Origin of the sequence: Rhizobacter sp. Root1238 (genome assembly GCF_001425825.1) — a bacterium.
Classification (GTDB): Bacteria; Pseudomonadota; Gammaproteobacteria; order Burkholderiales; family Burkholderiaceae_C; genus Rhizobacter.
The window spans coordinates 350,094-373,351 of sequence record NZ_LMDM01000001.1 but is presented as its reverse complement, the minus strand read 5'-3'; the positions used below and the strand labels follow the sequence as shown (position 1 = coordinate 373,351).

The following is a 23,258-nucleotide window of genomic DNA, read 5'->3' as shown; positions in this document are numbered from 1 at the left end:
CATGAAAGTCGTCGTGTTGGGTGCCGGCATCATCGGCGTGAGCACCGCCTGGTACCTGCTGGAGCAGGGCCACGAGGTCACCGTGGTCGACCGCCAGAAAGACGCGGCGCTGGAAACCAGCTTCGCCAACGGCGCACAGATCTCGGTCAGCTTCTGCGAGCCGTGGGCGAATGCCGGTGCGCCGCTGAAGGTGCTGAAGTGGCTGGCGCGCGACGACGCGCCCTTGCTGTTCCGCCCGAAGCTCGATCCGCACCAATGGCGCTGGGGCCTGAGCTTCCTGCTGCAGTGCAACGATGCGGCCTTCGAGCGCAACGTCGCGCAGCTGGTGGCGCTGGGCCGCTACAGCCACGAATCGCTGAAGGCGCTGGTCGCGCAGACCGGCATCCAGTACGACCGGCTGGAGCGCGGCATCCTGCACTTCTTCTCGACGCAGCAGGAATTCGACGAAGGCGCGGCCGGCGCCGAACTGATGCGCCACCATGGCGTCGACCGCCGCGTGCTGTCGCGCGACGAGGTGCTGAAGGTCGAGCCGGCGCTGCGGGGTTTTGCGAACGGCATCGCCGGCGGCACCTTCACGCCGAGCGACGAGTCAGGCGACGCACGGGTCTTCACGCAGCAGCTGGCGCTGCGCTGCCAGCAGCGCGGCGCGACCTTCCTGTACGAGCACGACATCGCCGGCATCGAATCGGCCGGCGGCGCGGTGCAGTCGGTGCAGTTGCGCTCGCTGCAGACCGGCGAACGCCGCACGCTGACCGCCGACAGCTTCGTCGCCGCGATGGGCAGCTTCACCGCGCCGCTGCTGCGGCCGCTGGGCATCTACCTGAACATCTACCCGGCCAAGGGCTACTCGGCAACGCTGGCGCTGAAGCGCCCGCAGGACGCGAGCGTGGTCAGCATGATCGACGACGCCCGCAAGATCGCGATCAGCCGGCTCGGCGACACGATCCGCATCGCCGGCACCGCCGAGATGGCCGGCTACGACACCGGCCTGGCGAGCGCGACCTCGCGCGTGCGCTGCCAGGCGCTGATCGAGCGCTACGAAGAACTGTTCCCCGGCGTCGCGGACACCAGCGAACCGAATTTCTGGGCCGGCCTGCGGCCGAGCACGCCGACCAACGTGCCGTACATCGGGCGCAGCAAGCTGGCCAACCTGTGGATCAATGCCGGGCACGGCACGCTGGGCTGGACGCACGGTGCCGGCTCGGGCCGCGTGCTCGCCGAGCTGATGAGCGGCATGCGGCCGGCGCTGGATTTCGGGTTCTGCGGCGCGGTGCCGGCAGGCAGCGCCACGCGGATGGTGGCGGCCTGACGAGGTCGCCCCGATCCGGGAAGCGTCCGTCGACGCCTTACCAGCTGCTGGCAACGAACTTGTTGCCCGCCGCCTTGTAGCGCTCGATCGCCTTCTTCAGCTCGACCGTCTCGTCGCAGCCGGCGCCGCACACCTTGTTCAGCGACGCGAGGCGCTGCTCGGCGGTCGGCAGGTCGCCCTTCATCAGCGCCAGCTCGCCGGAGTACTCCAGCGTGCCCTTGTGCTTCGGGTCGATGCGCAGCGCGTCGTTGTAGAACTTCTCCGAGCCGGCCAGGTCCGGCGTCTTCGCCTTGCGCAGGCTGTAGCCCATCAGGTTGTTCCAGTCGGCGCTGCCGGTGTCGTTGACCTTCTTCAGCTCGTCGATCGCGCCGCTCCAGTTCTTCGCGGCAATCTGTGCGCGCGCGGCACCGAGCTTGTCAGCGGCCGCGGCGGCCGGCGTCGGGGCCGGCGGCGCGCTGTCGGCGGCAAAGGCGCTGCCCAGCGCGAGCGCGAGGGTCGAAAGGGTCAGCAAGCGGGCGAATGCGGTGTTCATGATCGTCAGGTCCTTTGAGCGGTGGGTTGGCAGACACCATCGTCGATGTCTTGCGGGCACTTACGGGTCGGGAGGCGCCGACGGACGCATCCGCGATTGAAAGAAATTGCTACCAGAGCTTCACGCACGGTCCGATCAGCACGAACGGTGCCGACGGGGCCGCACCGGCCTGCGCCGGCGCCGCCTCCAGGCTGACCGCGAGCCGTGTCACGTTGAAGAACAGCGTCTCGGAGCTGTCGGCGAGCGCCACCACGCCGCTGCCGTGGTCGGGCACGACGCCGACCGGGAACGGCGCGCTGCCGTCGCGTGGCAGCGCCCACAGCTGCGCGACGCGGCCGGCCGGCACCGCGACCGGCTGCAGCAGCTTCACGCTGAGCTGCCGGCCATGGCGCAGCGAACTCGCGAGCACCGCCGGGCGGCCTTCGGTATCGCTGAGCAGGCCGACATAGCTTTGCGGCAGCGCCTCCGACGGCGGCTGCAGGCCGATCAGCCCCGGCTGCAGCCGCAGCACCGCCAGGCACAGCAGCACGCCGGCCAGCGCCCCGCCAAGCGAGCGCGCGGACAGCATGCTGGCCAGCCAGGCACCGAAGCCGGGCGCCTTGCCGGACGCCGCCGGGAACAGCCGGCGCTCGAGCCCTTGCCAGGCGGCCTCGCGCGGCTGCATCGGCGGCACGCTGGCCGCGAGCACCGAGAAGCGCTGCTGCCACGCGCCGACCGCGAGCGACGCCGCCGGGCTGGCCGCCAGCACGCGCTCGAAGCGGCGCCGCGCGCCGCCGGTCAGCGTGCCCAGCACGTACTCGCGCGCCAGCCGGTCCAGGCGTTCGGGCTGCAGGTAGTTCATGCGCCCACCCCCGCCGCGCCGAGGCAATCCTTCAGCTTGTCCAGGCCGCGCCGCACCCAGGCCTTCGCGGTGCCGACCGGCGCGTTCAGCGCCAGCGCGATGTCGGTGTGCACCATGCCGCGGTAGTACGCGAGCGCCAGCGCCTGCCGCTGCGAGGCGTTCAGCGCCGCCATGCAGCCGTCGATGCGGGCCTTCGTCAGCCCGTCGTCCAGCAGCCGCTGCGGCTCCAGCGCCGGATCGCCGGCCACCGCCATCGCGTCGTCGTCGAGCGCGACGGTCGAGGCGCGTTCGGTCTTGCCGGAGCGCAATGCATCGATCGCCTTGTTGCGCACGATGTTGATCAACCAGGTCATCGGCGCCGCCACATCCGGCCGGTAGCCGGCGGCGTTGTGCCAGACGTTGATGAACGCCTCCTGCAGCACGTCTTCGGCGCGGTCCCGGTCGTTCAGCACGCGGTAGGCGACGCCCAGCAGGTGCGCGCAGGTGGCGCGGTACAGCGGCTCGAAGGCCGCTCGCTCGCGCAGCGCGATGCGGGCCAGCAGCGCGGACAGGTCGGGGGGCGGGGCGCTCGTCGGGCTCATCGCGCGGCAGTGTGCCCTACAATCCGCGCCCCCCATCCGTTGTGACCCCGCCGCCATGATGTATTGCGCCATCGATTTCGGCACGTCCAACTCGGCCATCGCGATTCCCGATGGATCGCCCCCCAGCGCCGGCGGCGCGATGCGCCTGGTCGAGCTCGAACCCGGCCAGCGCACGATGCCGACCGCCGTGTTCTATTTCGTCGACGGCGCCGAGACCAACGGTCCGCCGCGGGCGTTCGGCCGCGCGGCGCTGGCCGCCTACGTCGACGGGCTCGACGGCCGGTTGATGCGCTCGATGAAGAGCATCCTCGGCAGCAGCCTGGCCGACCAGACCACCGACGTCGGTGGCGGGCGCGGCGTCAAGTACCTCGACATCATCGCCGGCTACCTGAAGCACCTGAAGACGCTGGCCGAGACCGAGGCGCAGTCGCCGATCCACCGCGCGGTGCTCGGCCGGCCGGTGTTCTTCGTCGACGACGACCCGGTGCGCGACGCGCAGGCGCAGGCCACGCTGGCCTCGGCCGCCGCGATGGTCGGCTTCGACGAGGTGCATTTCCAGTACGAGCCGATCGCCGCGGCCTTCGACTTCGAGAGCGGCATCGACCGCGAGCAGCTGGTGCTGGTGGCCGACATCGGCGGCGGCACCTCGGACTTCTCGCTGGTGCGCGTCGGTCCCGAGCGCGCGCCGCGGCTGGAGCGCAAGGACGACATCCTCGCCAACCACGGCGTGCACATCGCCGGCACCGACTTCGACCGCCGCGTCGAACTGGCCAGCATCCTGCGCGAGTTCGGCTACGGCGCGCTCGGGCCGAGCGTGGCCGGCGCGCCGGCGCGCGAGGTGCCGACCGGCGTCTACTTCGACCTCGCGACCTGGCACCTGATCAACTCGGTCTACAGCCCGCAGCGGGTCGCCGAGCTGCGCAGCATGCGGGGCTTCTACGGCAACCCGCTGCACCACCAGCGGCTGATGACGGTGGTGACCGAGCGGCTCGGCCACGAGCTGGCGTCGCGCGCCGAGGCCGCGAAGATCAGCGTCGCCGAGGGCGGCGACACCACCATCGACCTGTCGCACGTCGAGCGGCGGCTGGAGGTGCTGCTGACCGAGCGCGAGGCGGTGCAGGCGATCGAGGGCGACATCGCGCGCATCGTCGGTGCCGCGCGCGAGACCGTGCAGCAGGCCGGGCTGCGGCCGGAACAGGTCGACGCGCTGTACTTCACCGGCGGCTCGACCGGGCTGCGGCTGCTGGCCCAGCAGATCGCCGCGGAGTTCCCGCAGGCGCGCGCGGTGCGCGGCGACCGGTTCGCGAGCGTCGCGACCGGTCTCGGGCTGCACGCGAAGCGCTGGTTCGAGCGCGGCTGACGCGAAAGGCTCAGCGCCGCGGGCGGTGCGGCGGCCGCTGCTGCGACCGGGGCGCCGGCTGCTGCGGCGGCAGTGGCCGGCCGACGTCGGCCAGCAACAGCGTCGCGCGCACCAGCCCTTCGACCGCCTCGCTCAGGTCGGCCGGCGGTTCCAGCGATTCGATCTCTTCGAGCAGGTCGTCGGCGTCTTCCAGGTCCTCGGGGTCGAGGTGGCGGTACAGCAGCGCAAGCGGCTCGGTCAGCGCCTGCGCGTCGCCGTTCATCAGCTCGGGAAAGGCCTCCATCGCGGTCGCGAAGCCGGCCACCCAGGGCAGCACCGCCTCGATGCTGGCATCGTCTTCGTCCGCCCCATCGTCGAGTTCGAACACCCACGGGTCGAACCACTGGCGGCGCGCGATCGCATCGTTCAGTTCGGCATGGCGGCGTTGCGCCAGCTCATGCAGGCGGCGAGCGTCGAAGTTCGCCGGCAATGCGCGCCCGTCGACATCGGTCAGCAGCGGCAGCCAGCGCTGCGCCGGCACCCGCACCGGCTGCACCAGCACGCCGCACAGGAAGCCGTCGACCATGCTGGCGTCCAGTGGATCGAGCGGCGCCGGCACCGCGTCGAGGCGCGCCTGCAGTTCGTCGATCTCGGATTCGTTCAACGCAGCGGCGGGCGCATGCGTGCGCGCGGGTGGACGGCGGTGGGAAGGCGGGTGCATCACCGGATTGTCGCGCTGCGCGGTGTGAACGTCGCGCCACAGTGTCATTCGCGATGCGAACGCAGGAAATTGCATGCGAACTTTCGGGCGAAATATTGAAATCGTTTCGGACGCCCTGTTGAACGAGGACCGGCATGCACCGACATCCGTCAATCACCGCAAAGCCGCGCCGTTGCTGGCTTTGCGGCCTGCTTCGACGCGCCCATCGGTCGCCTGTGCCACAAGTGACGTGAAAACGTTTCCCCCGTTTTGGGGATGGCCCAAACGATTCCCCCCCTTCTATAGTCGCTGCAGGCTGTCACCCGACGGCAACGATCCCAACGACGTCCTCTCTCTTGAGGACTTCCAGCCCACCCCTCACAGGGTGGGCTTTTTTTTATTGGATGTGACCCACCCCCGAGGCGCTGGCGCGCCTCCCCCTCAAGGGGGCGCCACCAGCGGCCCGGCGGAGCCGGTTCCGCGGTGGCCGCTGGGCCGTCGCTTTGCTTCGCTCGCTCTGTTCTCTCGAGTCGTCACACAAGGATGATTTGCGTGCAGCGGAACAAGGCCATCTTCTTGCCTTGGGGGCTGAAGACGGTGGCGGACCAGACCTGGGTCGAGCGGCCGAGGTGGTCGGCGCGAGCCTCGCAGCGCAGCAGGCCTTCTTTCGCGGTGCTGAAGAAGTTGCTCTTCAGCTCGATGGTCGTGAAGTTCTTCGCCCCTTCGGGCAGGTGCGCGATGGTCGCGTAGCCGGCGCTGGTGTCGGCCAGCATGATCACGCTGGCGGCGTGCAGGAAGCCGTTCGGCGCCAGCATCCACGGCTGCACCTGCATCTGCGAATCGAGGTGCCCCTCGGCGAGGGCCGTGATCTGCACGCCGAAGCGGTCGGGCGCGAAGCCCGCCTGGCGTTCGTGGAATCCTTCGATGGTGATGTCAGCGCGCAGCATGGTGTCCCTCCGGTTCGTCAGAAGACGACTGTAGCGAGGCTTCGCCGAAACCGCCGGCCAGCGCCGCGCGCAGGTGCGCCACCACCGCCTGCACCGCCTTCGGCGTGCCCGGGCTCCACGGCCGCATCGCATAGACCGCATCGCCGAAGAAGCCGACCGGCCGCCAGTCGGGCAGCACCTCGCGCAGCTTGCCGGCGCGCAGCGCCGCCGCCGCGCTGAAATCGGGCAGCAGCGCGATGCCGAGCCCGGCCAGCGCCGCGTCACGCAGCACCTCGCTGTTGCCGGCCCGCAGCGGCCCTTGCGCGACGACGCTCTCCCGCTGCGGCTCGCCCGCCTGCGCATGGCGCTCGAACTGCCACACCGCCGGGCCCGGTCGCAGGTAGGTCAGGCAGGCATGGGCGGCCAGGTCGGCCGGTGCCTTGGGCGTGCCCTGCCGTTTCAGGTAGGCGCGGTTCGCCACCAGCAGCGCGCGCGACGCGCAGAGCTTCCAGGCCACGTGGTTCTCCGGCGGCGCACTGGTGTGCCGCACCGCCAGGTCGAAGCCCTCGTGCGCCAGCGTAACGAGGCGGTCCGACAGGTCGAGCTCGACGCGGATGTCGGGGTGCGCCCGCACGAAGGCCTCGAGGTGCGGCGCCACATGCTGCCGCCCGAGCGCGACCGGCGCGGTGATGCGCACCAGCCCGCGCGGCTGCGCCGCCTGGTCGCGCGCCTCGACGACGCTGCGCGCGATCAGCTCGAAGGCCTCGCCGGTCTGCTCGACCAGCCGCCGGCCGGCATCGGTCAGCCGCACCGAACGGGTGGTGCGCTGCACCAGCGGCTGGCCGACGGCCCGCTCCAGCTCGGTGATGCGCTGGCTGACCGCCGCCTTCGACAGCCCGAGCCGCTGCGCCACTTGCGTGAAGCTGGCCAGCTGGCCCAGCAGCGTCAGCGTGTGCACCTGCGGCCAGAGCAGGTCGATGCGTTGGTCTGTGGTCGTCATTGTTCAGATTATCGAACAATGAAGTCACCGTGATCGCATTGGCAAGTGGCGGCTCGACTCCTAGACTGGATTCGCACCCCCACCGTTTCAGGAGACCACGCCATGGGCGCCCACGAACCGTTCACCGCCACCGCCGAGGTTGGCCATTTCATCCAGGGCGCGCCGGTCGCGAGCCGCAGCGGGCGCCGCCAAGCGGTCTACAACCCGGCGACCGGCGCGGTCGCGCGCCAGGTCGCGCTCGGCAGCGTCGACGAGGTGAACGCCGCGGTGGCCTCCGCACAGACCGCGTTCGACGGCTGGGCGCAGACGCCGCCGATCCGCCGCGCGCGCGTGATGTTCAAGTTCCTGGAGTTGATGAACCGGCACCGCGACACGCTGGCCGCGATGATCACCGCCGAGCACGGCAAGGTGTTCACCGACGCGCAGGGCGAGGTCTCGCGCGGCATCGACATCGTCGAATTCGCCTGCGGCATCCCGCAGCTGCTGAAGGGCGACTTCACCGACCAGGTCTCGACCGGCATCGACAACTGGACGCTGCGCCAGCCGCTGGGCGTGGTGGCCGGCATCACGCCGTTCAACTTCCCATGCATGGTGCCCTGCTGGATGTTCCCGGTGGCGATCGCCGCCGGCAACAGCTTCATCCTGAAGCCGAGCGAGCGCGACCCGTCGGCATCGCTGTTCATGGCCGGGCTGCTGAAAGAGGCCGGGCTGCCGGACGGCGTGTTCAACGTCGTGCAGGGCGACAAGGTGGTCGTCGACGCGCTGTTGACGCACCCCGACGTGAAGGCCGTCAGCTTCGTCGGCTCGACCCCGATCGCGCAATACATCTACGAGACCGGCGCGCACCACGGCAAGCGGGTGCAGGCGCTGGGCGGCGCGAAGAACCACATGGTGGTGATGCCCGATGCCGACCTCGACCAGGCGGTCGACGCGCTGATCGGCGCCGGCTACGGCTCGGCTGGCGAACGCTGCATGGCGATCAGCGTCGCGGTGGTGGTGGGCGACATCGCCGACCGGCTGGTTGATGCGGTGGCCGCGCGCGCGAAGACGCTGAAGGTGAAGAACGGCATGGAGCTCGATGCCGAGATGGGCCCGATCGTCACCGCGCAGGCGCTCGAGCGCATCGCCGGCTACATCGACGTCGGCGTGCAGGAAGGCGCGACGCTGGTGGTCGACGGCCGGGGCTTGCGCGTGCCCGGGCATGACGGCGGATTCTGGATCGGCGGCACGCTGTTCGACCACGTGACGCCGCAGATGCGCATCTACCGCGAGGAGATCTTCGGCCCGGTGCTGGCGGTCGTGCGGGTGCCCGATTTCGCGGCCGCGCTCGACCTCGTCAATGCGCACGAGTTCGGCAACGGCGTCGCCTGCTTCACCAGCGACGGCAACGTCGCGCGCGAATTCGCGCGGCGCGTGCAGGTCGGCATGGTCGGCATCAACGTGCCGATCCCGGTGCCGATGGCCTGGCATGGCTTCGGCGGCTGGAAGAAAAGCCTGTTCGGCGACATGCACGCCTACGGCGAAGAGGGCGTGCGCTTCTACACGAAGCAGAAGAGCGTGATGCAGCGCTGGCCGTCGAGCATCGCGCGCGGCGCGGAATTCGTGATGCCGACGGCCAAATGAGCGCCTGCGCGGCTACTTGAGCTGCTGGACCCAGAAGGTCGCGGTGGGCACGGTCGGGGCGGCGAAGTAGTCGACCTTCAGCTCGGTGATCTTGTCGAGGGTGTCGAGCCCCGCGATGACCTTGCCGAACACCGCATAGCCGTTCTGGTCGCAGTTGGCACCGGTCGGGTGGATGTCCAGGCAGGCGTGGTTGTCGGCGACGTTGAAGAAGAACTCGCTGGTGGCGGTCGTCGTGTTGACGTCGCTGGTGCGGGCCATCGCGATCGTGCCGCGCACGTTGCTCAGGCCCTTGTCGCTCTCGAGCGCGATCGGGGCGTAGGTCGCGATGTGCTTCCAGTTGGCGTCGTAGCCGCCGCCCTGCACGACGAAGCCCTTGACGACGCGGTGCAGCAGCGTGTTGTCGTAGCGCTTGGCCGCCGCGTACTTCAGGAAGTTCTCGACAGTGATCGGCGCCTTGTCGGCGTACAGCTCCAGCACGATCTCGCCATGCGTGGTGAGCATGCAGACGGTGTTGGTGGCCGTGCTGGCGGCGGCGGCCGCCTTGCCGGCATCGCTGCAGCTGGTTGCCGGCGCGGCCGGGATCGAAACCGGCGCGGGCGGAAAGGTCGGCGCGGGCGGGTACGAGGGAGCGTCGCTGCCCCCGCCGCCGCAGGCGGTCAGGGCAACCATCGCGAACAACGGAATCAGGCGTGATGTCGACATGGGGCTGGAACGGAACAGGCCGCTGATTTGACGAAGGCCGCATTGTCGGCGACTTCGCCGCCCGCTGCCCCGCTCAGAGTTTCTCGGTTTCCCCGCTCTTCGGCTGCCATTTCATCAGCCGCCGCTCGCCCCAGCCCACCGCGGCGTCCAGCAGCAGCGCGAAGGCCGTCAGCACCAGGATGCCGGCCATCACGGTGTTGATGTCGAACGAGCCCTCGGCCTGCAGGATCAGGTAGCCGACGCCCTCGGCCGAGCCGAGGTACTCGCCGACCACCGCGCCGACGAAGGCCAGGCCGACGCTGGTGTGCAGCGAGCTGAACACCCAGCTGGTCGCGCTCGGCAGGTACACGTGCCGCAGCAGCTGGCGCCGGCTCGCGCCCAGCATGCGCGCGTTCGCGAGCACCACCGGGCTCACCTCCTTCACGCCCTGGTAGACGTTGAAGAACACGATGAAGAACACCAGCGTGATGCCCAGCGCCACCTTGCTCGCGACACCGAGCCCGAACCACACCGCGAAGATCGGCGCGAGGATCACCCGCGGCATCGAGTTCAGCGCCTTGATGTAGGGCTCGCAGATCGCCGCCGCCATCGGGCTCAGCGCGAGCCACAGCCCGCAACCCAGCCCCATCGCGGTGCCGATGCCGAACGCGAGCACCGTCTCCTGCAGCGTGATCCACAGGTGGTGGTAGATGTCGGCGCCGGTCACGAACCAGGCCCACACGCGGCCGAAGATCTTCAGCGGCTCGCCGAAGAAGAACGCCGCCTGCCGGTCGTTGTCGAACAGGAACGGGCGGATCAACCCGGGCGCGGTCAGCAGGTGCCACGACGCGAAGATCGCGACCAGCAGCCCGAGCTGCCAGACGCGCAGGTTGCCGGGACGCGGCTTGATGAATTTCCACATGGTCGTCACGTCAGGCCGCGAGTTGCTGCTGGTAGCCCTTGACCACCTCGTCGCGCAGCACCGACCAGATCGCCTGGTGCAGCTCGACGAAGCGCGGCGTCGCCCGCACCTCGGCCACGTCGCGCGGGCGCTCGAGGTCGATGCGGAATTCGCCGATCGGGTGCGAGCCCGGGCCGGCGCTCAGGCAGACCACGCGGTCGCTCATCGCGATCGCCTCGTCGAGGTCGTGCGTGATGAACAGCACCGCCTTCTTCTTCGCGGCCCACAAGGCCAGCACCTCGTTCTCCATCAACTGCCGGGTCTGGACGTCGAGCGCCGAGAACGGCTCGTCCATCAGGATGATGTCGGGGTCGAGCGCCAGCGTCTGCGCCAGGCTCACGCGCTTGCGCATGCCACCCGACAGCTGGTGCGGGTAGCGGTCGCCGAAGCCGCCCAGGCCAACGCGGCGCAGCCAGTCGCCGGCCTGCGCCTTCGCGTCGGCGACGCCGCGGAACTCCAGCCCGGCCATCACGTTGCCGAGCGCTGTGCGCCACGGCATCAGGCTTTCCGCCTGGAACATGTAGCCGGCCTTCGAGTTCAGCCCGGCGAGCGGCTGCCCGAACACGCTGACGGTGCCGCTGCTCGGCGTCAGCAGCCCGGCCGCCATGTTGAGCAGCGTGCTCTTGCCGCAGCCGGTCGGCCCGACCACCGAGACGAACTCGCCGGCGCCGACGGTCAGCGAGACATCGCGCACCGCGGTGTAGCGCTGGCCCGGGTCGTCGCGCGAGATGAAGGTGCAGCTGACGCCGTCGAACTGCAGCGCTCGGTCCGCGGTCATGCCTTCGGGTACTTCGCGTTGGCCTTCTTCACGAAGTCGTTCGTGTAGACGGCCGACAGGTCCAGCTTCGCCGCGGCGATCTCGGGGTCGACGCTCGCGAGTGCGCGGCGCGCGGTCTCGGGGCCGGCCTCCGGCATCAGCCCATCGACCGACAACGCGCCCTTGGCCGCCAGGAAGGCGTCGATGTAGACGGCGCGGTCGCCGAGCAGGTAGCTTTCCGGCACCGCCTTGATGATCTCGCCCGGGCCGGCGGCCTGGATCCACTTGTCGGCCCGCACCAGCGCATTCGCGAGCGCCTGCGTCGCCAGCGGGTTCTTGTCGATGAAGGTCTGCGGCGCGTACAGGCAGCCGGCCGGCATCGGCCCGCCGAACACCTTGTCGGCTTCGGCGACGATGCGGGTGTCGGAGACGATCTTCAGGTCGCCGCTGCGCTGCAGCAGCGTGATCACCGGGTCGAGGTTGCTCATCGCGTCGATCTGGCCGGAGCGCATCGCCGCGACCGCGCCGCTGCCGGCGCCCACGCCGATGATCGACACGTCGCTCGGCTTCAGCCCGGCCTTCGCGAGCACGAAGTTCGCGAGCACGTTGGTCGACGAACCCGGTGCGGTGACGCCGATCTTCTTGCCCTTCAGGTCGGCGATGCCCTTGAAGGCCGGCATCGTCTTCGGGTTGACGCCCAGCACGATCTGCGGCGCCCGGCCCTGCAGCGCGAACGCGCGCATGCGCTGGCCCTTGACCTGCATGTTCAGCGTGTGCTCGAACGCGCCGGACACCACGTCGGCGCTGCCGCCGACCACCGCCTGCAGCGCGCGCGAACCGCCGGCGAAGTCGACGATCGTCACCTCGAGCCCCTCGGCCTTGAAGTAGCCGAGGCTCTCGGCGATCGTCAGCGGCAGGTAGTACAGCAGGTTCTTGCCGCCGACCGCGACCGTCAGCTTCGGCTTGTCGAGCGCCTGTGCATGCAGCAAGGCGGGAAAGGCGGCCACCGCGCCGGCGGCGGCGCTGCGCAGGAGGATGTCACGACGTTGCATGGTGCGAATCCGGATCCGAGGAACCGCCGACTTTAGCCCCGATGCCCATCCGGCCCGTGAGGGTTGCTGCGTAGGCGCCGGCACGTCACGAAGTCACGTTCGGGCGGGAGACCCCGACTCAAGCGCGCCGTGGCCGCGCCGAAGACGGGTCACCACGGGCCGCCGGAAATCGCTTCCGGGACGGCACCGTGCGTTCTTGCCATCTTGCCGGTCGCGAAGGAGCGCCATGAACCTCGGATCCCACCGTTTCACCCTCTCCGTCCTGGCCGTGCTCGCGCTGGCCGCCTGCGGCGGCTCGCCGTCGTCGCAGAACGCCGCGCCGGCATCGACCACGCCGACCACGCAGCTCAGCGGCTCGGTCGCGGTCGGCGCGCCGATCACCGGTGGCACGCTGCGCATCCTGGACGCCGACGGCGTGCTGGTCGCGCACGACATCGCGGTCGGCGCCGACGGCAGCTTCACGGTGCCCGCGCTGACCGGCAAGGCGCCGTTCCGCATCGAGGCCTGCGGCTATGCGGGTGCGAACTACCAATGCCTGTACTCGGTCGTGCAAGGCCCCGGCACCGCGCAGGTGACGCCGCTGACCAGCGCCACCGTGCTGCTGGCGGCCGGCCAGTCGCCGGCCGACCTGATGGCGGGCAGCAGCAGCGTGCTCGACGCGGGCGCCGTCGCCGGCGCGCAGGCGCAGCTGCGGGCTGGCCTGTCGGGCGTGCTGAGCGGCAACGTCGCGGCCGATTTCGACTTCATCACCGGCGCGCTGTCGGCCGGCTCGCGCAGCGGCTACGACAAGGTGCTCGACGCCGTCGGCGTGACCACCGGCGTCGACGACAAGGCCTTCGTGCAGATCACGCCGCGCCTGGGCAGCGGCAACCTGTACCTCGAGCAGGGCTCGACGGTCGGCGCAGTGACCGTGGCCAACGGCGCCGGCGAGCTGTCGCTCGGCGGGCTGGAGACGCTGTTCGCCAACATGACGCAGGCGATGGCCGGCGCGGGCGCGTGCAGCAGCGGCCTCGCGTCGCAGCTCGCGAGCGGCGCGCGCATGAGCACCGACGACGGCGCGCCGCTGAGCGGCGCGAGCGCGGTCGCCGCCGGCCTGTGCGGGATGTTCGCGTCGCAGGACATGTTCGGCTCGCGGCTGCTGAGCCCGACGCTCGGCCGCTGCGACCTCGACGGCGCGCAGCCGGTGTGCCGCGTCAGCTTCGTGCTGCAGGACCGGGACGGCGGCGTGCAGCCGGTGGGCAGCGGCATGGGCGTCACGCGCGAGAGCGGCGCGTGGAAGTTCCTCGGCGATGTCGACCCGGTGCAACTGCATGCCTCGGCGAAGGCGCAGCGCGACGTGCGCATCGACGGCGACACGCCCGTCGCCAGCTACTCGCGCGCGATCGCGTTCGACATCCAGGCCGTCAGCGGCCTGCAGTGCGCGCAGGTGGTGCAGCGCAACGCCGACCAGGCGCTCGTGACCATCGCGTACTACAAGCGCTTCGGTGCCGGCGTGCCGCGGCTGTCGCTGTGGCAGCAGAACGGGTTCAGCAACGAGCGCAGCCTGGATCCGGCGAACGGCGCGTTGCGCAGTGCCGACGACACCTGGGTCGCGCTGCCGGACGGCGATGCCGGCGACGTGGTCGTGCGCAACTTCTTCCGCGGCGGCCGCACCGTCACCGTCAACACCTTCAGCGACGATGCCTGCAGCCTGCCGTTCGCGGTCTCGGGGCGCAGCAGCTTCGAGGTCGACGTCGAAGGCGTGCCGCCGGTCTGGGCCGCGATGCCGAGCCTGCCGTGGACCGACCTGACGGGCACCGCCCGGCAGGCCCTGCTCGACCTCGCGCTCGACGCGAACGCCGGCACCACGCTGAACCTGGCGTGGACCTTCGCCCACGGCACGCTCGGGCTCGACAGCGGCTCCGTCTGCAGCGACCGCTCGCAATGCGGCCAGGGCGGCAGCGGCCGGATCGCCGACTTCCGGCTGCGCCCGGGTGCCACCTCGGCAGCCATCGCGGTCGCCAACGGCGGCAGCGCGCTGGCGGCGACGGGCTACAAGATGCTCGCGCTGTACGGCCGCACCGGCGACGGGCTGGACCTGCAGAGCAACGCGATCGCGTGCCCGCCGGGCACGACCGAATGCCACTGACACATCGGTCGTAGAAGAGGCGGCCCGAGCGAAGAGGCGGGCCGGGCGAGGGGTCGCCATCCCGCCCCGTAGAATGATTTCGATGAGATCCTTCCGCACCGGGCTGCCGGTCCTCGTCTGCGCGCTGTGGCTGGCCGCGTCCGGCAGCGCGATCGCGCAGGCCGCGCCCCAGAAACCCGTTCCGCCCGACCCCCCGGCGTCCGCACCGGTGTCGCTGTCGGCCCGCAAGGTCTACGAGCAAGCCCGCTCGCAGCTGGTGCAGATCCGCACCGTGCTGAAGGGCCAGGCGAGCCAGACCTCGGTCGGCTCCGGCTTCATGGTGTCCGCCCAGGGACACATGATCACCAACTTCCATGTCGTCGCCGAGGCCGCATTGCAGCCCGAGCGCCACGACCTGGTGTCGGTCACCGCCGACGGCCGCGAGGCGCCGGTCAAGATCCTGATGCTCGACGTGCTGCACGACCTGGCGCTGCTGAAGCTGTCCGACCCGAAGGCCGCCGCCTCGTTCGATGCGCTGCCGTTCCGGCCCGAAGCCCAGAAGCTCGCGCAGGGCGAGCGCATGTACTCGCTCGGCAACCCGCTGGACGTCGGCTTCGCGGTGATCGAAGGCAACTACAACGGGCTGGTCGAGCGCTCGTTCTACCCGCAGATCTTCTTCGCCGGCTCGCTGAGCGGCGGCATGAGCGGCGGCCCCGCGCTCGACCAGGAGGGCCGCGTGATCGGCGTCAACGTCGCGCGGCGCGTCGACGGCGAGCAGGTCAGCTTCCTGGTGCCGGGCGCTTTCGCGAGCGCGCTGCTGGCACGCGGGCGCGACGCCGCGCCGCTCGCGCTGCCGGCCTGGCCGGTGCTCACCGAGCAGATGATGGGGCACCAGCAGCTGCTGACCGACCGCTTCATCGCGCAGGGCTGGAAACTCGCGACGCACCCGCGCTACCAGGTGCCGGTGCCGCCCGACCGCTTCATGCGCTGCTGGGGCAGCAGCGAGCCGTCGCGCACCGGCGGGCTCGATTTCGAGCGCTCCGATTGCGTGATGGACACCCGCATCTTCATGGGCGAGTTCACGACCGGCGCGATCTCGGTGCGCCACGAGAGCTACGACGGCCGCAAGCTCGGCACGCTGCGCTTCTCGGCGCGCTATGCACAGAGCTTCCGCAACGAGCACTTCGACCGCCGCCGCCCCGACCAGCAGACGCGTCCGCAGTGCCACGAAGACTTCATCGACCGCGACGGCCTGCCGCTGCGCGCGGTGGTCTGCCTGCGCGCCTACAAGAAGCTGCCGAAGCTGTACGACGTCTCGGTGCTCGTCGCGACGCTCGACGAGCCGAAGTCCGGCGTGCAGGGCCGCTTCGACGCGCAGGCCGTCAGCTACCCGAACGCGATGAAACTCGCACAGCATTACCTGGAGGCCTACGCATGGGTGCGGTCGCGCTGATCGAAGTGCTGGAACGCGACGGCACGCCGCGCCACGGCGTGGCGGTGCCGCAGTGGCCGCTGCGGGTCGGGCGCGCGCTCGACAACGACCTGGTGCTCGACGACCCGCACGTCGCGCCGTACCACCTGGTGATCGACCGCGACGAGTCCGGCGCGTTCGTGCAGGTGGGCGAGACGATCAACGGCGCGCTGCTCGGCACGCAGCAGGTGGGCGCTGGCGGGCGCGGTGCGGTCGGCGACGTGCCGCTCGCGATCGCGATCGGCCGCGTGCACCTGCGGCTGCGGCTGGCCGAGCACGCGCTCGCGCCCGAGCTGCGGCTGGACCCGACGCGTCCGCTGGCGCAAGGCCTGCCGCTGCTCGCGCTGCTGGTGCTGCTGGTCGGCGCGATGGAGGTGTTCAACACCTACCTCGACACCGACCCCGACGGCTTCGTGCGCGCGCTCGGCAGCGGCGCCATCTCGGCCATCGTCGGCCTGCTCGGCTGGTGCGGCGTGTGGACGCTGCTGTCCAAGCTGTTCACGCGCCAGGGGCATTTCGGCTGGCACCTTCGGGTGGCGCTGATCGCGGTGCTGGCCTGGGAGCTGATCAGCGGCGCGACGCAGCTGCTGTCGTTCTCGCTGTCATGGCCGTGGCTCAGCGATTTCAAGTTCGTGCTCGGCTATGCGGTGGGTGCCACGCTGCTGTACTTCCACATGCTGGCGGTCGAGCCCTACCGGCACCGCCGCGTGCGGCAGGCGGCGGTCGCGATGGCGCTGGTCGGCACCTCGCTCAGCCTGTGGTTCAACTGGCAGAACGGCGACCGCCTGGGCAGCGAGCTCTACATGAGCCACCTGTTCCCGCCGGCGCTGCGCGTCGCGAAGCCGGTCGACACCGCCAGCTTCATGAAGGGCGTCGCGGAGCTGCAGGCCACGCTCGACGCGAAGGCGAAGCGCAAGGAGGATGCCGGCGATGACGACAGCAGTGCAGAGGGCGGCGGTGGCGACGACGACTGACACCGGCGCCCGCACGGTGCTGGTGACCGGTGGCAGCCGCGGCATCGGCGCCGCGGCGGCGCTGTGCTGCGCCGGGCTGGGCTTCGACGTCGTCGTGAACTACACCCGCGATGCCGCGGCGGCGCAGGGCGTCGTCGACCGCATCGTGGCGCTCGGCCGGCGCGCGATCGCGCTGCAGGCCGACGTGTCGATCGAGGCCCAGGTGCTCGCGCTGTTCGCGCAGGTCGACGCCGCGCAGCGCGGCGGCACGATCGGGCCGCTGCACGGCCTCGTCAACAACGCCGGGGTCGTCGACCGGGCGGCACGCGTCGAGCAGATCGATGCCGCGCGGCTGCAGCGCATGTTCGCGATCAACGTGTTCGGCAGCTTCCTGTGCGCACGCGAGACGGTGCAGCGGCTGTCGACGCGCCATGGCGGCCCGGGCGGCGCGATCGTCAACCTGTCGTCGGCCGCGGCGCGGCTGGGCGGGGCGGGTCAGTACGTCGACTATGCCGCCGCGAAAGGGGCGATCGACACCTTCACGACCGGCCTGGCGCGCGAGGTGGCCACCGAAGGCATCCGGGTGAACGCGGTGCGGCCGGGCATCATCGAGACCGACATCCATGCGTCCGGCGGCCAGCCCGACCGGGTGCAGCAACTCGCGCCGCAGGTGCCGATGCAGCGCGCCGGCAGTGCCGACGAAGTGGGCCGCGCGATCGCGTGGCTGATCTCCGACGCGGCCAGCTACACGACGGGCGCGCTGCTCGACGTCACCGGCGGCCGCTGACAACCCGTTCAGCGGCGCTCGACGATCAGCGGCACCAGCTTCAGCGCATCGCGGATGCGGGCCGCCGCGTCCTGCGCCTCGCTGCGGCTCGGGTACGGCCCGGCCTGCAAGCGGAAGATCGACGGCTCGCTGAACACCGCGAGCAGCGGCGCCAGCCAGTCGAGCTCGCCGGACACCCGGCGCTGGAATTGTTCGGCGCCATCGCGCTGCTTGAACGCACCGATCTGCACCCAGAAGCCCTGCGCCGCCGTCGTGAAGGCGCGGCTGGGCTTCGGGTCGATCGGCGCGTCGGGCGCCGAGGCGGAAGGCGGTTCGGCAGGTGCCGAGGCAACGCTTGCGACCGGCGTCGGCACCGGCAGCGCCGCCGGTGCAGGCAGCAGCACCGGCAGCGGCGTGGACCCTTGCGCGGGCGGTAGCGTGGGCGCAGGCGCGGGTGCCGGTGCCGCCGCCACCTCGGTCGCACCGCCATCGCGCCGCCACGACCCGGTGCGGATCTGCTCGAACGTGATGCGCTCGACCTCGACCGGCGCGACGCCGGCGAGCACGCCGAGCTTCATCGCCGCGGTGTAGCTCAGGTCGATCACGCGGCCCGGGTGGAACGGGCCGCGGTCGTTGACGCGCACGATCACCTCGCGCCCGTTGGCCGGGTTGCGCACGCGGGCGTAGCTCGGGATCGGCATCGTCTTGTGCGCCGCCGTCATCGCGTACATGTTGTAGACCTCGCCGCTCGCGGTGCGCTTGCCCTGGAACTTGCGGCCGTACCACGACGCGAGGCCGCGTTCGGCCAGCGGGCTGTCGTCGCGCTGCGGCGTGTAGTCCTTGCCGAGCACCTCGTAGGGCTTGTTCGGCCCGCCCGGGCGGATCGGTTCGACCTGCGGCTGCGCATCGGGCACGCGCGCGAGATCGGGCGGCGTCTTCGCCTCCGGCCCGTCGCGCGACGGCGACCTCGACGGACCCGACGCGCACGCCGCCAGCAACGCCGCCACGCACAGCATCGAGAGGTGGTGCCTGTGCTGCTGGAGCAGCTCGCGACCGATCGCATCGAACTTCGTCATTTCTCCTCAATTGGCCGACAGGATGCCGATTATTGAACACCAGACCTGCCATGTGTCAGCTTCTCGGAATGAGCTCCAGCGCGAATGCCGCGATCACGTTCTCGTTCACCGGCTTCGCGCAGCGCGGCGGCCGCACCGGCGACCACGCCGACGGCTGGGGCATCGCGTTCTACGAGCGCTCCGGCTGCCGTCTCTTCCTCGACGACCAGCCGGCCTGCGATTCGCCGCTGGCCGGGTTCGTCGGCCGCTACCCGATCAAGTCGAAGATCGTGCTGGCCCACGTCCGCAAGGCCACGCAGGGCGAGCCGATGCTGTCGAACTGCCATCCGTTCCAACGCGAGTGGTTCGGCCAGTCATGGATCTTCGCGACCAACGGCGACCTGCGCGATTTCAATCCGCCGCTGCGCGGGCCCTACCGGCCGATGGGCAGCACCGACAGCGAGAAGGCCTTCTGCTGGCTGCTGCAGGAGTTGCGCCGCCGCTTCGACGGCCGGCCCCAACCGCCAGGCTGGCTCGAGATGGCGCCTTGCGTCGCCGAGCTCGCCGCGTCGATCGCGCGCCACGGCAACTTCAATTTCCTGCTGTCCAACGGCCACGGGCTGTACGCGCACTGCTCCAGCCGGCTGGTCGTGCTGGAGCGCCACCATCCGTTCCCGACCGCGCGCCTGGTCGACTGCGACCTGTCGCTCGACCTGGGCGTGCTGAACCGCCGCGACGACCGCATGGTCGTCATCGCGACCGCGCCGCTGACGCTCGACGAACCCTGGTCGCCGCTGAAGACCGGCGAGTCGCGGCTGTTCGTCAATGGCGAAACGGCCTGGCGCCACACGCATCCCGACACCCGGATGTTCCCGCCGCCGACGACGCATTGCGGCCGGGGACGCATCGCCGCCGATGGACCTCCGGTGGCTCGATGATTTCCTGACGGTGCTCGACTGCGGCAGTTTCACGCAGGCGGCGCAGCGCCGCGGCGTGTCGCAGTCGGGACTGTCGCGGCGCATCCAGGCGCTCGAGCAGTGGGTCGGCGCGCCGCTGTTCGACCGCCTTGCGCAACCCCTGCTGCCGACCGCGGCGGGGCGCCGGTTCACGCCGCTGGCGATCGGGCTGCGCTCGATGTTCGACGGCGCGCGGCGCCACGCGCCGTCCCGCGATCCGCGCACCGTGGCCATCGCCACTTCCGACGGCTTCGAGGCCGGCCTGCTCCCGCTGCTGCTCGGGCGCATCCGGCGCCAGTTCCCCGACACCCCGTTGCGGGTCGTCGGCCACGACGAGCGCGGTGCGCGTGCCGCGCTGCTGTCCGGCCAGTCGCTGCTGTGGGTGGTGGCCCAGGATCCGCAGGCGCCGATCGACCTGGTGCCGGAGTTGTTCCACGCCAAGCGGGTCGCGCGCGACCGGCTGATGCCAGTGGTCGGGGCGCGCGGCGGCCGGCCCTTGTTCGAACTGCCCGGCACGCGGCAGCGGCCGGTCCCGGTCATCGACTATGCCGATGCGCATCCGCTCGCAACCTTCCTGAGCCGGCGCCTGGCGCGCGAGCGCACGTTGCCGCACCTGCGCGTGGCCTGCGTCGCCGAGAGCATGCACGCGCTGCGCGCGCTGGTGGCGCAGGGGCTCGGGCTCGGCATGCTCTACGAATCGATGGTGAGCGACGACCTGCGCGCCGGCGAGCTGCTGTGCGCCCAGCCGCGCTGGACCTCGGCGGTGGACGTGCTGATGGTGCGGCCGCGTTGCGCGATGCGCGCCAGCCCGGCGATGGCGGTCGCGAACGCGATCTGGGACCAGACCGTCGAACTGTCCGAGGAGCCGCGCAACCCGCCGGTCACCTCGGCCGGGCGCGGCGCACTGCTGGTCAGCGACGTCGTGGTGTGAGGCGTCCGCCGAGCGCCGCGTCAGAACGACAGCGCGGACAGCTCGGCCTGGCGGATCAGCCGGCGCGTCGCGGCCTCGTCGCCGTCGAGCTGGCGCAGTAGGCGGCGGGCGGTGTCGCGCTGGTCGGCGCTCGACTTGTCGTCGGCGAGGACCTTGCGCTGCTCGCTCGCGTCGCGCTGGATGCCGTCGAGGCGGCCGTTCAGCTCGCGCAGTTCGGTGCCCATGCGCAGCCCGGCCTGGAACGGGCCGGCCAGGTCGGCCGGGCAGGTGTTGCGGTAGTTACCGCCGAGGCGCGCGAACTCGTAGCCGTTGCGCGCGGTGCAGAACTGGATCAGGCCCATCGCATAGCCGGTCTGGTAGGCGTTGCCGAGCGGCACCGGCGCGCACAGCGGCGCCGACACCTTGCCGAGCGTCGCATCGTTCTCGCCGAGCTCGCCGGTGCAGTAGGCGCGCTGCCCGTCGGCATGGCCGGCGGCATAGGCGGCGCGGTCGGCGCCGATGTCGTTCTTGCGGCAGGCGTCGGCACGCGCGGCGAAGCGCTCGATCGCGAGGCCCTGCGACGCATCGCGGCGGCCGAGCTCGCGCCAGTCGGCCTTCAGGCAATCGTCCTTGCTCATCACGGCGCAGCCGGCGAGGAGGGTGGCGGACAGGGTGGCGAGGACGAGGGTGCGGATCATCGGGGTTGTGCTTCAGCAGTCTCTTTGACCGCGCATGCGCGCAAACTTTGGCCGCCATAGTACCTTCCAGCGCCGATCCTCCGGCGCGCGGTAGCGCTCCCCATCGCGGAATGCAGCTTGCTTGGGACGGCGATATCCTCTGCTCCTTTGCACCCATGTTGAACACCATCCTTGGCTGGCTCACCGACTACGGGCTGGGCGTTGTCTTCTTCAACGTGTGGGCGGAGCAACTCGGCCTGCCCGTGCCTGCGTACCCCGTGTTGGTGGTGACCGGCGCGCTGAGCGTCGAAGGCCGCTACTCGGCCATCGCACTGCTGGGTGCGGCGGTGTCGGCCTGCCTGCTGGCTGACCTGGTCTGGTACGCCGCCGGCCGCCGCTACGGCAGTCGCGTGCTGCGTACGGTATGCCGCATCTCGATGTCGCCTGACTCCTGTGTACGGCAAACCGAGTCGATGTTCGAGCGTTGGGGCATCTGGTCGCTGCTGGTCGCCAAGTTCATTCCCGGCTTCGCCACCATCGCCACCGTTCTGTGCGGGCGGATGCGGTTGCCGTTGGCAGCGTTCATCATGGTCGACCTGATCGGCGCCACTCTCTATGCGGGCGTCGGCATCACTCTCGGTGTGCTGTTCCATGAGGCCATCGACGATGTCATCGCGGTGTTCGCGAATCTTGGCCGCATCGGCCTGGTGGTGCTGCTGCTGGCGCTGGCACTGTTCATCGCCACCAAGTGGCGGCAGCGGCACCGACTGATCCGGGCGCTGCGCACGGCGCGCATCACGGTGTCAGAGTTGGAACTGCTGATCAGCCAGGGCATCGCGCCGGCGATTGTCGACGTGCGTTCGGCCGGCAGCCGCGAACGTGACGGCACCATTCCCGGGGCGCTGCCTTGGTCGGTGAACGCTGCATTGGACAGCGCACCCGAGCTGCCGCGCGATGCCCAGGTGGTGGTCTATTGCGCTTGTCCGAACGAGGCCTCGGCCGCCAAGGTGGCGCAGCAACTGCAGCGCGCCGGTTTCACTAACGTCCGGCCGCTGCACGGCGGCATCGACGCCTGGATCGCCGCCGGCCTGCCGATCGAGCGGCCGCTGGCGGTAGCGGTTGCCTGATTCGGCACGCAGACAAAGGAGCCCGGTCAGTGGCCGACTTTGTCGGTGCAGGCAAACAGGCGGTCGCCGTAGCTGTCGCCGCATGGGTACCCAACGCCTTCGGAACCCCTGAACGGCTCTTGCAGCCTACGTTCCCCACGGTAGGTGCCGTCCGTTGCACATTGAGACAGTGGTCAATTGCGCGGCCATGCATCGGACCGCCTCCTGGGTCAGTCGTCGCTCGGTCACGACACCTGCACGGAACAAAGACCCCGTCGCCTTTCCACCTGGCATGACCAAGGTCACTGGCTGGCCTTCTCTGCCTCAGCAGAATCCGTCAACCTAAAGACGCAAACGTCTGCGCACAGAGAGGGGCGTATTTGCATGCGGAATGACCAAACGGTGCACAGCCGAACTGCTGCGTCGGTGAGCGAGACTGCTGAACACCCTGCACCGCCCAGGGACAGTTCGGATGCCCTGATGCGCCTGCTGGTGCGCGAGCCTGCCGCTGCTCCGCCCATTGACTACCACGGCGTGGTCGTGGGCCGTCTGTTGGGTCTGATTGACGCAGGGCAGGTGCCACTGGTGGCATTGGCTGATGCGCAAGCCCCGGCCGCCATGCCGGCGCGCAGCATCGTGGACCTGCACCACAACCACATCGGCTCCAGCGTGCTGCTGATGTTCGAACAGGGCGATCGCACCCGCCCGATCGTGATGGGGGTGCTGCGCGAGCCTCGCGCCGATGGCGTGTCGCAGATGCCACCCGCCCTCGAAGTCAGGTACGAAGGCGGACGCGTGCTGCTGAATGCCGACACTGAACTGGTCTTGCGCTGTGGCAAGTCCCACCTCACTTTGCGCCAGGACGGTCGCGTTGAATTGCACGGCGAGACCATCGTCACGCGCGCTACCGGCGCCAACAAGGTGCAGGGTGGGTCGGTGCAGTTGAACTGACAGG

At 70.5% G+C, this 23,258-nt stretch carries 24 protein-coding genes; 12 read left to right on the top strand and 12 right to left on the bottom strand.

Annotation, left to right across the window (positions count from 1 at the left end):
- The first annotated feature begins 1 nt into the window (after position 1).
- Complete coding sequence (locus ASC98_RS01740) at positions 2-1,309, top strand: D-amino acid dehydrogenase (protein ID WP_056803577.1); 1,308 nt, start codon at positions 2-4, stop codon at positions 1,307-1,309.
- Between the two features lie 37 nt (positions 1,310-1,346).
- Here ASC98_RS01740 and ASC98_RS01735 read toward each other — a convergent pair whose 3' ends face one another.
- From ASC98_RS01735 to ASC98_RS01725, 3 genes are all read right to left on the bottom strand, one after another.
- Positions 1,347-1,841, bottom strand: a complete 495-nt coding sequence (locus tag ASC98_RS01735) for a hypothetical protein (RefSeq protein WP_056803574.1) — start codon at positions 1,839-1,841, stop codon at positions 1,347-1,349.
- A gap of 109 nt (positions 1,842-1,950) precedes the next feature.
- Positions 1,951-2,682: an anti-sigma factor domain-containing protein gene (locus tag ASC98_RS01730; RefSeq protein ID WP_056803571.1), complete on the bottom strand. Its 732-nt coding sequence runs from the start codon at positions 2,680-2,682 to the stop codon at positions 1,951-1,953.
- Entirely contained in the window at positions 2,679-3,263 is a 585-nt protein-coding gene (locus ASC98_RS01725; RefSeq protein ID WP_056803568.1) for an RNA polymerase sigma factor, read from the bottom strand. Before ASC98_RS01725 ends, ASC98_RS01730 begins: the two co-directional genes overlap by 4 nt.
- 55 nt (positions 3,264-3,318) lie before the next feature.
- Between ASC98_RS01725 and ASC98_RS01720 the strand changes: the two genes are divergently transcribed.
- A complete protein-coding gene (locus ASC98_RS01720; RefSeq protein WP_056803565.1) occupies positions 3,319-4,623 on the top strand; it encodes an Hsp70 family protein in 1,305 nt (434 codons plus the stop codon).
- Positions 4,624-4,633: 10 nt separating this feature from the next.
- On the opposite strand, the gene ASC98_RS01715 is transcribed toward ASC98_RS01720, so the two are convergent.
- From ASC98_RS01715 to ASC98_RS01705, 3 genes are all read right to left on the bottom strand, one after another.
- Positions 4,634-5,371, bottom strand: coding sequence for a YecA family protein (locus tag ASC98_RS01715; RefSeq protein WP_056803561.1), 738 nt, complete (start codon positions 5,369-5,371; stop codon positions 4,634-4,636).
- Positions 5,372-5,835: 464 nt separating this feature from the next.
- The gene (locus tag ASC98_RS01710; RefSeq protein WP_056803558.1) at positions 5,836-6,249 is read right to left on the bottom strand and encodes a PaaI family thioesterase; all 414 of its coding nucleotides are present in this window, start codon (positions 6,247-6,249) and stop codon (positions 5,836-5,838) included.
- Positions 6,236-7,228, bottom strand: coding sequence for a LysR family transcriptional regulator (locus ASC98_RS01705; RefSeq protein ID WP_056803555.1), 993 nt, complete (start codon positions 7,226-7,228; stop codon positions 6,236-6,238). The genes ASC98_RS01710 and ASC98_RS01705 overlap by 14 nt, the downstream gene beginning before the upstream one ends.
- Before the next feature lie 102 nt (positions 7,229-7,330).
- On the opposite strand from ASC98_RS01705, the gene ASC98_RS01700 reads away from it, so the two are divergent.
- Positions 7,331-8,851 carry a CoA-acylating methylmalonate-semialdehyde dehydrogenase gene (locus tag ASC98_RS01700; protein WP_056803552.1) on the top strand — a complete coding sequence of 507 codons (1,521 nt, stop codon included), beginning with the start codon at positions 7,331-7,333 and terminating at the stop codon, positions 8,849-8,851.
- Positions 8,852-8,863: 12 nt separating this feature from the next.
- On the opposite strand, the gene ASC98_RS01695 is transcribed toward ASC98_RS01700, so the two are convergent.
- Positions 8,864-9,352: a peptidylprolyl isomerase gene (locus tag ASC98_RS01695; RefSeq protein ID WP_162249259.1), complete on the bottom strand. Its 489-nt coding sequence runs from the start codon at positions 9,350-9,352 to the stop codon at positions 8,864-8,866.
- Between ASC98_RS01695 and ASC98_RS30975 the strand changes: the two genes are divergently transcribed.
- Entirely contained in the window at positions 9,351-9,584 is a 234-nt protein-coding gene (locus ASC98_RS30975) for a hypothetical protein (RefSeq protein ID WP_162249258.1), read from the top strand. The genes ASC98_RS01695 and ASC98_RS30975 overlap by 2 nt on opposite strands.
- Before the next feature lie 42 nt (positions 9,585-9,626).
- Here ASC98_RS30975 and ASC98_RS01690 read toward each other — a convergent pair whose 3' ends face one another.
- From ASC98_RS01690 to ASC98_RS01680, 3 genes are read right to left on the bottom strand one after another with little or no spacing between them, the layout of a single operon-like run.
- Positions 9,627-10,454 (bottom strand): ABC transporter permease, encoded by an 828-nt coding sequence (locus tag ASC98_RS01690; protein WP_056819562.1) that lies wholly within the window; start codon positions 10,452-10,454, stop codon positions 9,627-9,629.
- Between the two features lie 10 nt (positions 10,455-10,464).
- Complete coding sequence (locus tag ASC98_RS01685) at positions 10,465-11,271, bottom strand: ABC transporter ATP-binding protein (protein ID WP_056803546.1); 807 nt, start codon at positions 11,269-11,271, stop codon at positions 10,465-10,467.
- Positions 11,268-12,302 (bottom strand): ABC transporter substrate-binding protein, encoded by a 1,035-nt coding sequence (locus tag ASC98_RS01680; RefSeq protein ID WP_056803543.1) that lies wholly within the window; start codon positions 12,300-12,302, stop codon positions 11,268-11,270. Before ASC98_RS01680 ends, ASC98_RS01685 begins: the two co-directional genes overlap by 4 nt.
- Positions 12,303-12,528: 226 nt before the next feature.
- Here ASC98_RS01680 and ASC98_RS01675 point away from each other — a divergent pair, with 226 nt between their 5' ends.
- From ASC98_RS01675 to ASC98_RS01660, 4 genes are all read left to right on the top strand, one after another.
- Positions 12,529-14,430, top strand: coding sequence for a hypothetical protein (locus ASC98_RS01675; protein WP_056803540.1), 1,902 nt, complete (start codon positions 12,529-12,531; stop codon positions 14,428-14,430).
- 82 nt (positions 14,431-14,512) lie between these two features.
- Positions 14,513-15,862, top strand: coding sequence for a serine protease (locus ASC98_RS01670; protein WP_056804739.1), 1,350 nt, complete (start codon positions 14,513-14,515; stop codon positions 15,860-15,862).
- Positions 15,844-16,854 carry an FHA domain-containing protein gene (locus ASC98_RS01665; protein ID WP_056803537.1) on the top strand — a complete coding sequence of 337 codons (1,011 nt, stop codon included), beginning with the start codon at positions 15,844-15,846 and terminating at the stop codon, positions 16,852-16,854. The genes ASC98_RS01670 and ASC98_RS01665 overlap by 19 nt, the downstream gene beginning before the upstream one ends.
- Positions 16,811-17,620 (top strand): SDR family oxidoreductase, encoded by an 810-nt coding sequence (locus ASC98_RS01660; RefSeq protein ID WP_056804736.1) that lies wholly within the window; start codon positions 16,811-16,813, stop codon positions 17,618-17,620. Before ASC98_RS01665 ends, ASC98_RS01660 begins: the two co-directional genes overlap by 44 nt.
- A gap of 8 nt (positions 17,621-17,628) precedes the next feature.
- On the opposite strand, the gene ASC98_RS01655 is transcribed toward ASC98_RS01660, so the two are convergent.
- A complete protein-coding gene (locus ASC98_RS01655; protein ID WP_082541803.1) occupies positions 17,629-18,675 on the bottom strand; it encodes a septal ring lytic transglycosylase RlpA family protein in 1,047 nt (348 codons plus the stop codon).
- Between the two features lie 50 nt (positions 18,676-18,725).
- On the opposite strand from ASC98_RS01655, the gene ASC98_RS01650 reads away from it, so the two are divergent.
- Both ASC98_RS01650 and ASC98_RS01645 read left to right on the top strand, forming a co-directional pair.
- Positions 18,726-19,592, top strand: coding sequence for a class II glutamine amidotransferase (locus tag ASC98_RS01650; protein ID WP_082541802.1), 867 nt, complete (start codon positions 18,726-18,728; stop codon positions 19,590-19,592).
- The gene (locus tag ASC98_RS01645) at positions 19,570-20,541 is read left to right on the top strand and encodes a LysR family transcriptional regulator (RefSeq protein WP_056803534.1); all 972 of its coding nucleotides are present in this window, start codon (positions 19,570-19,572) and stop codon (positions 20,539-20,541) included. The genes ASC98_RS01650 and ASC98_RS01645 overlap by 23 nt, the downstream gene beginning before the upstream one ends.
- Positions 20,542-20,561: 20 nt before the next feature.
- On the opposite strand, the gene ASC98_RS01640 is transcribed toward ASC98_RS01645, so the two are convergent.
- The gene (locus ASC98_RS01640) at positions 20,562-21,218 is read right to left on the bottom strand and encodes a DUF2799 domain-containing protein (RefSeq protein WP_056803532.1); all 657 of its coding nucleotides are present in this window, start codon (positions 21,216-21,218) and stop codon (positions 20,562-20,564) included.
- 158 nt (positions 21,219-21,376) lie between these two features.
- Here ASC98_RS01640 and ASC98_RS01635 point away from each other — a divergent pair, with 158 nt between their 5' ends.
- On the top strand, positions 21,377-22,324 hold the full coding sequence (locus tag ASC98_RS01635; RefSeq protein ID WP_082541849.1) for a DedA family protein/thiosulfate sulfurtransferase GlpE: 948 nt from the start codon (positions 21,377-21,379) through the stop codon (positions 22,322-22,324).
- Between the two features lie 459 nt (positions 22,325-22,783).
- Positions 22,784-23,254, top strand: a complete 471-nt coding sequence (locus tag ASC98_RS01630; RefSeq protein ID WP_157597846.1) for a DUF6484 domain-containing protein — start codon at positions 22,784-22,786, stop codon at positions 23,252-23,254.
- Positions 23,255-23,258 lie beyond the last annotated feature (4 nt).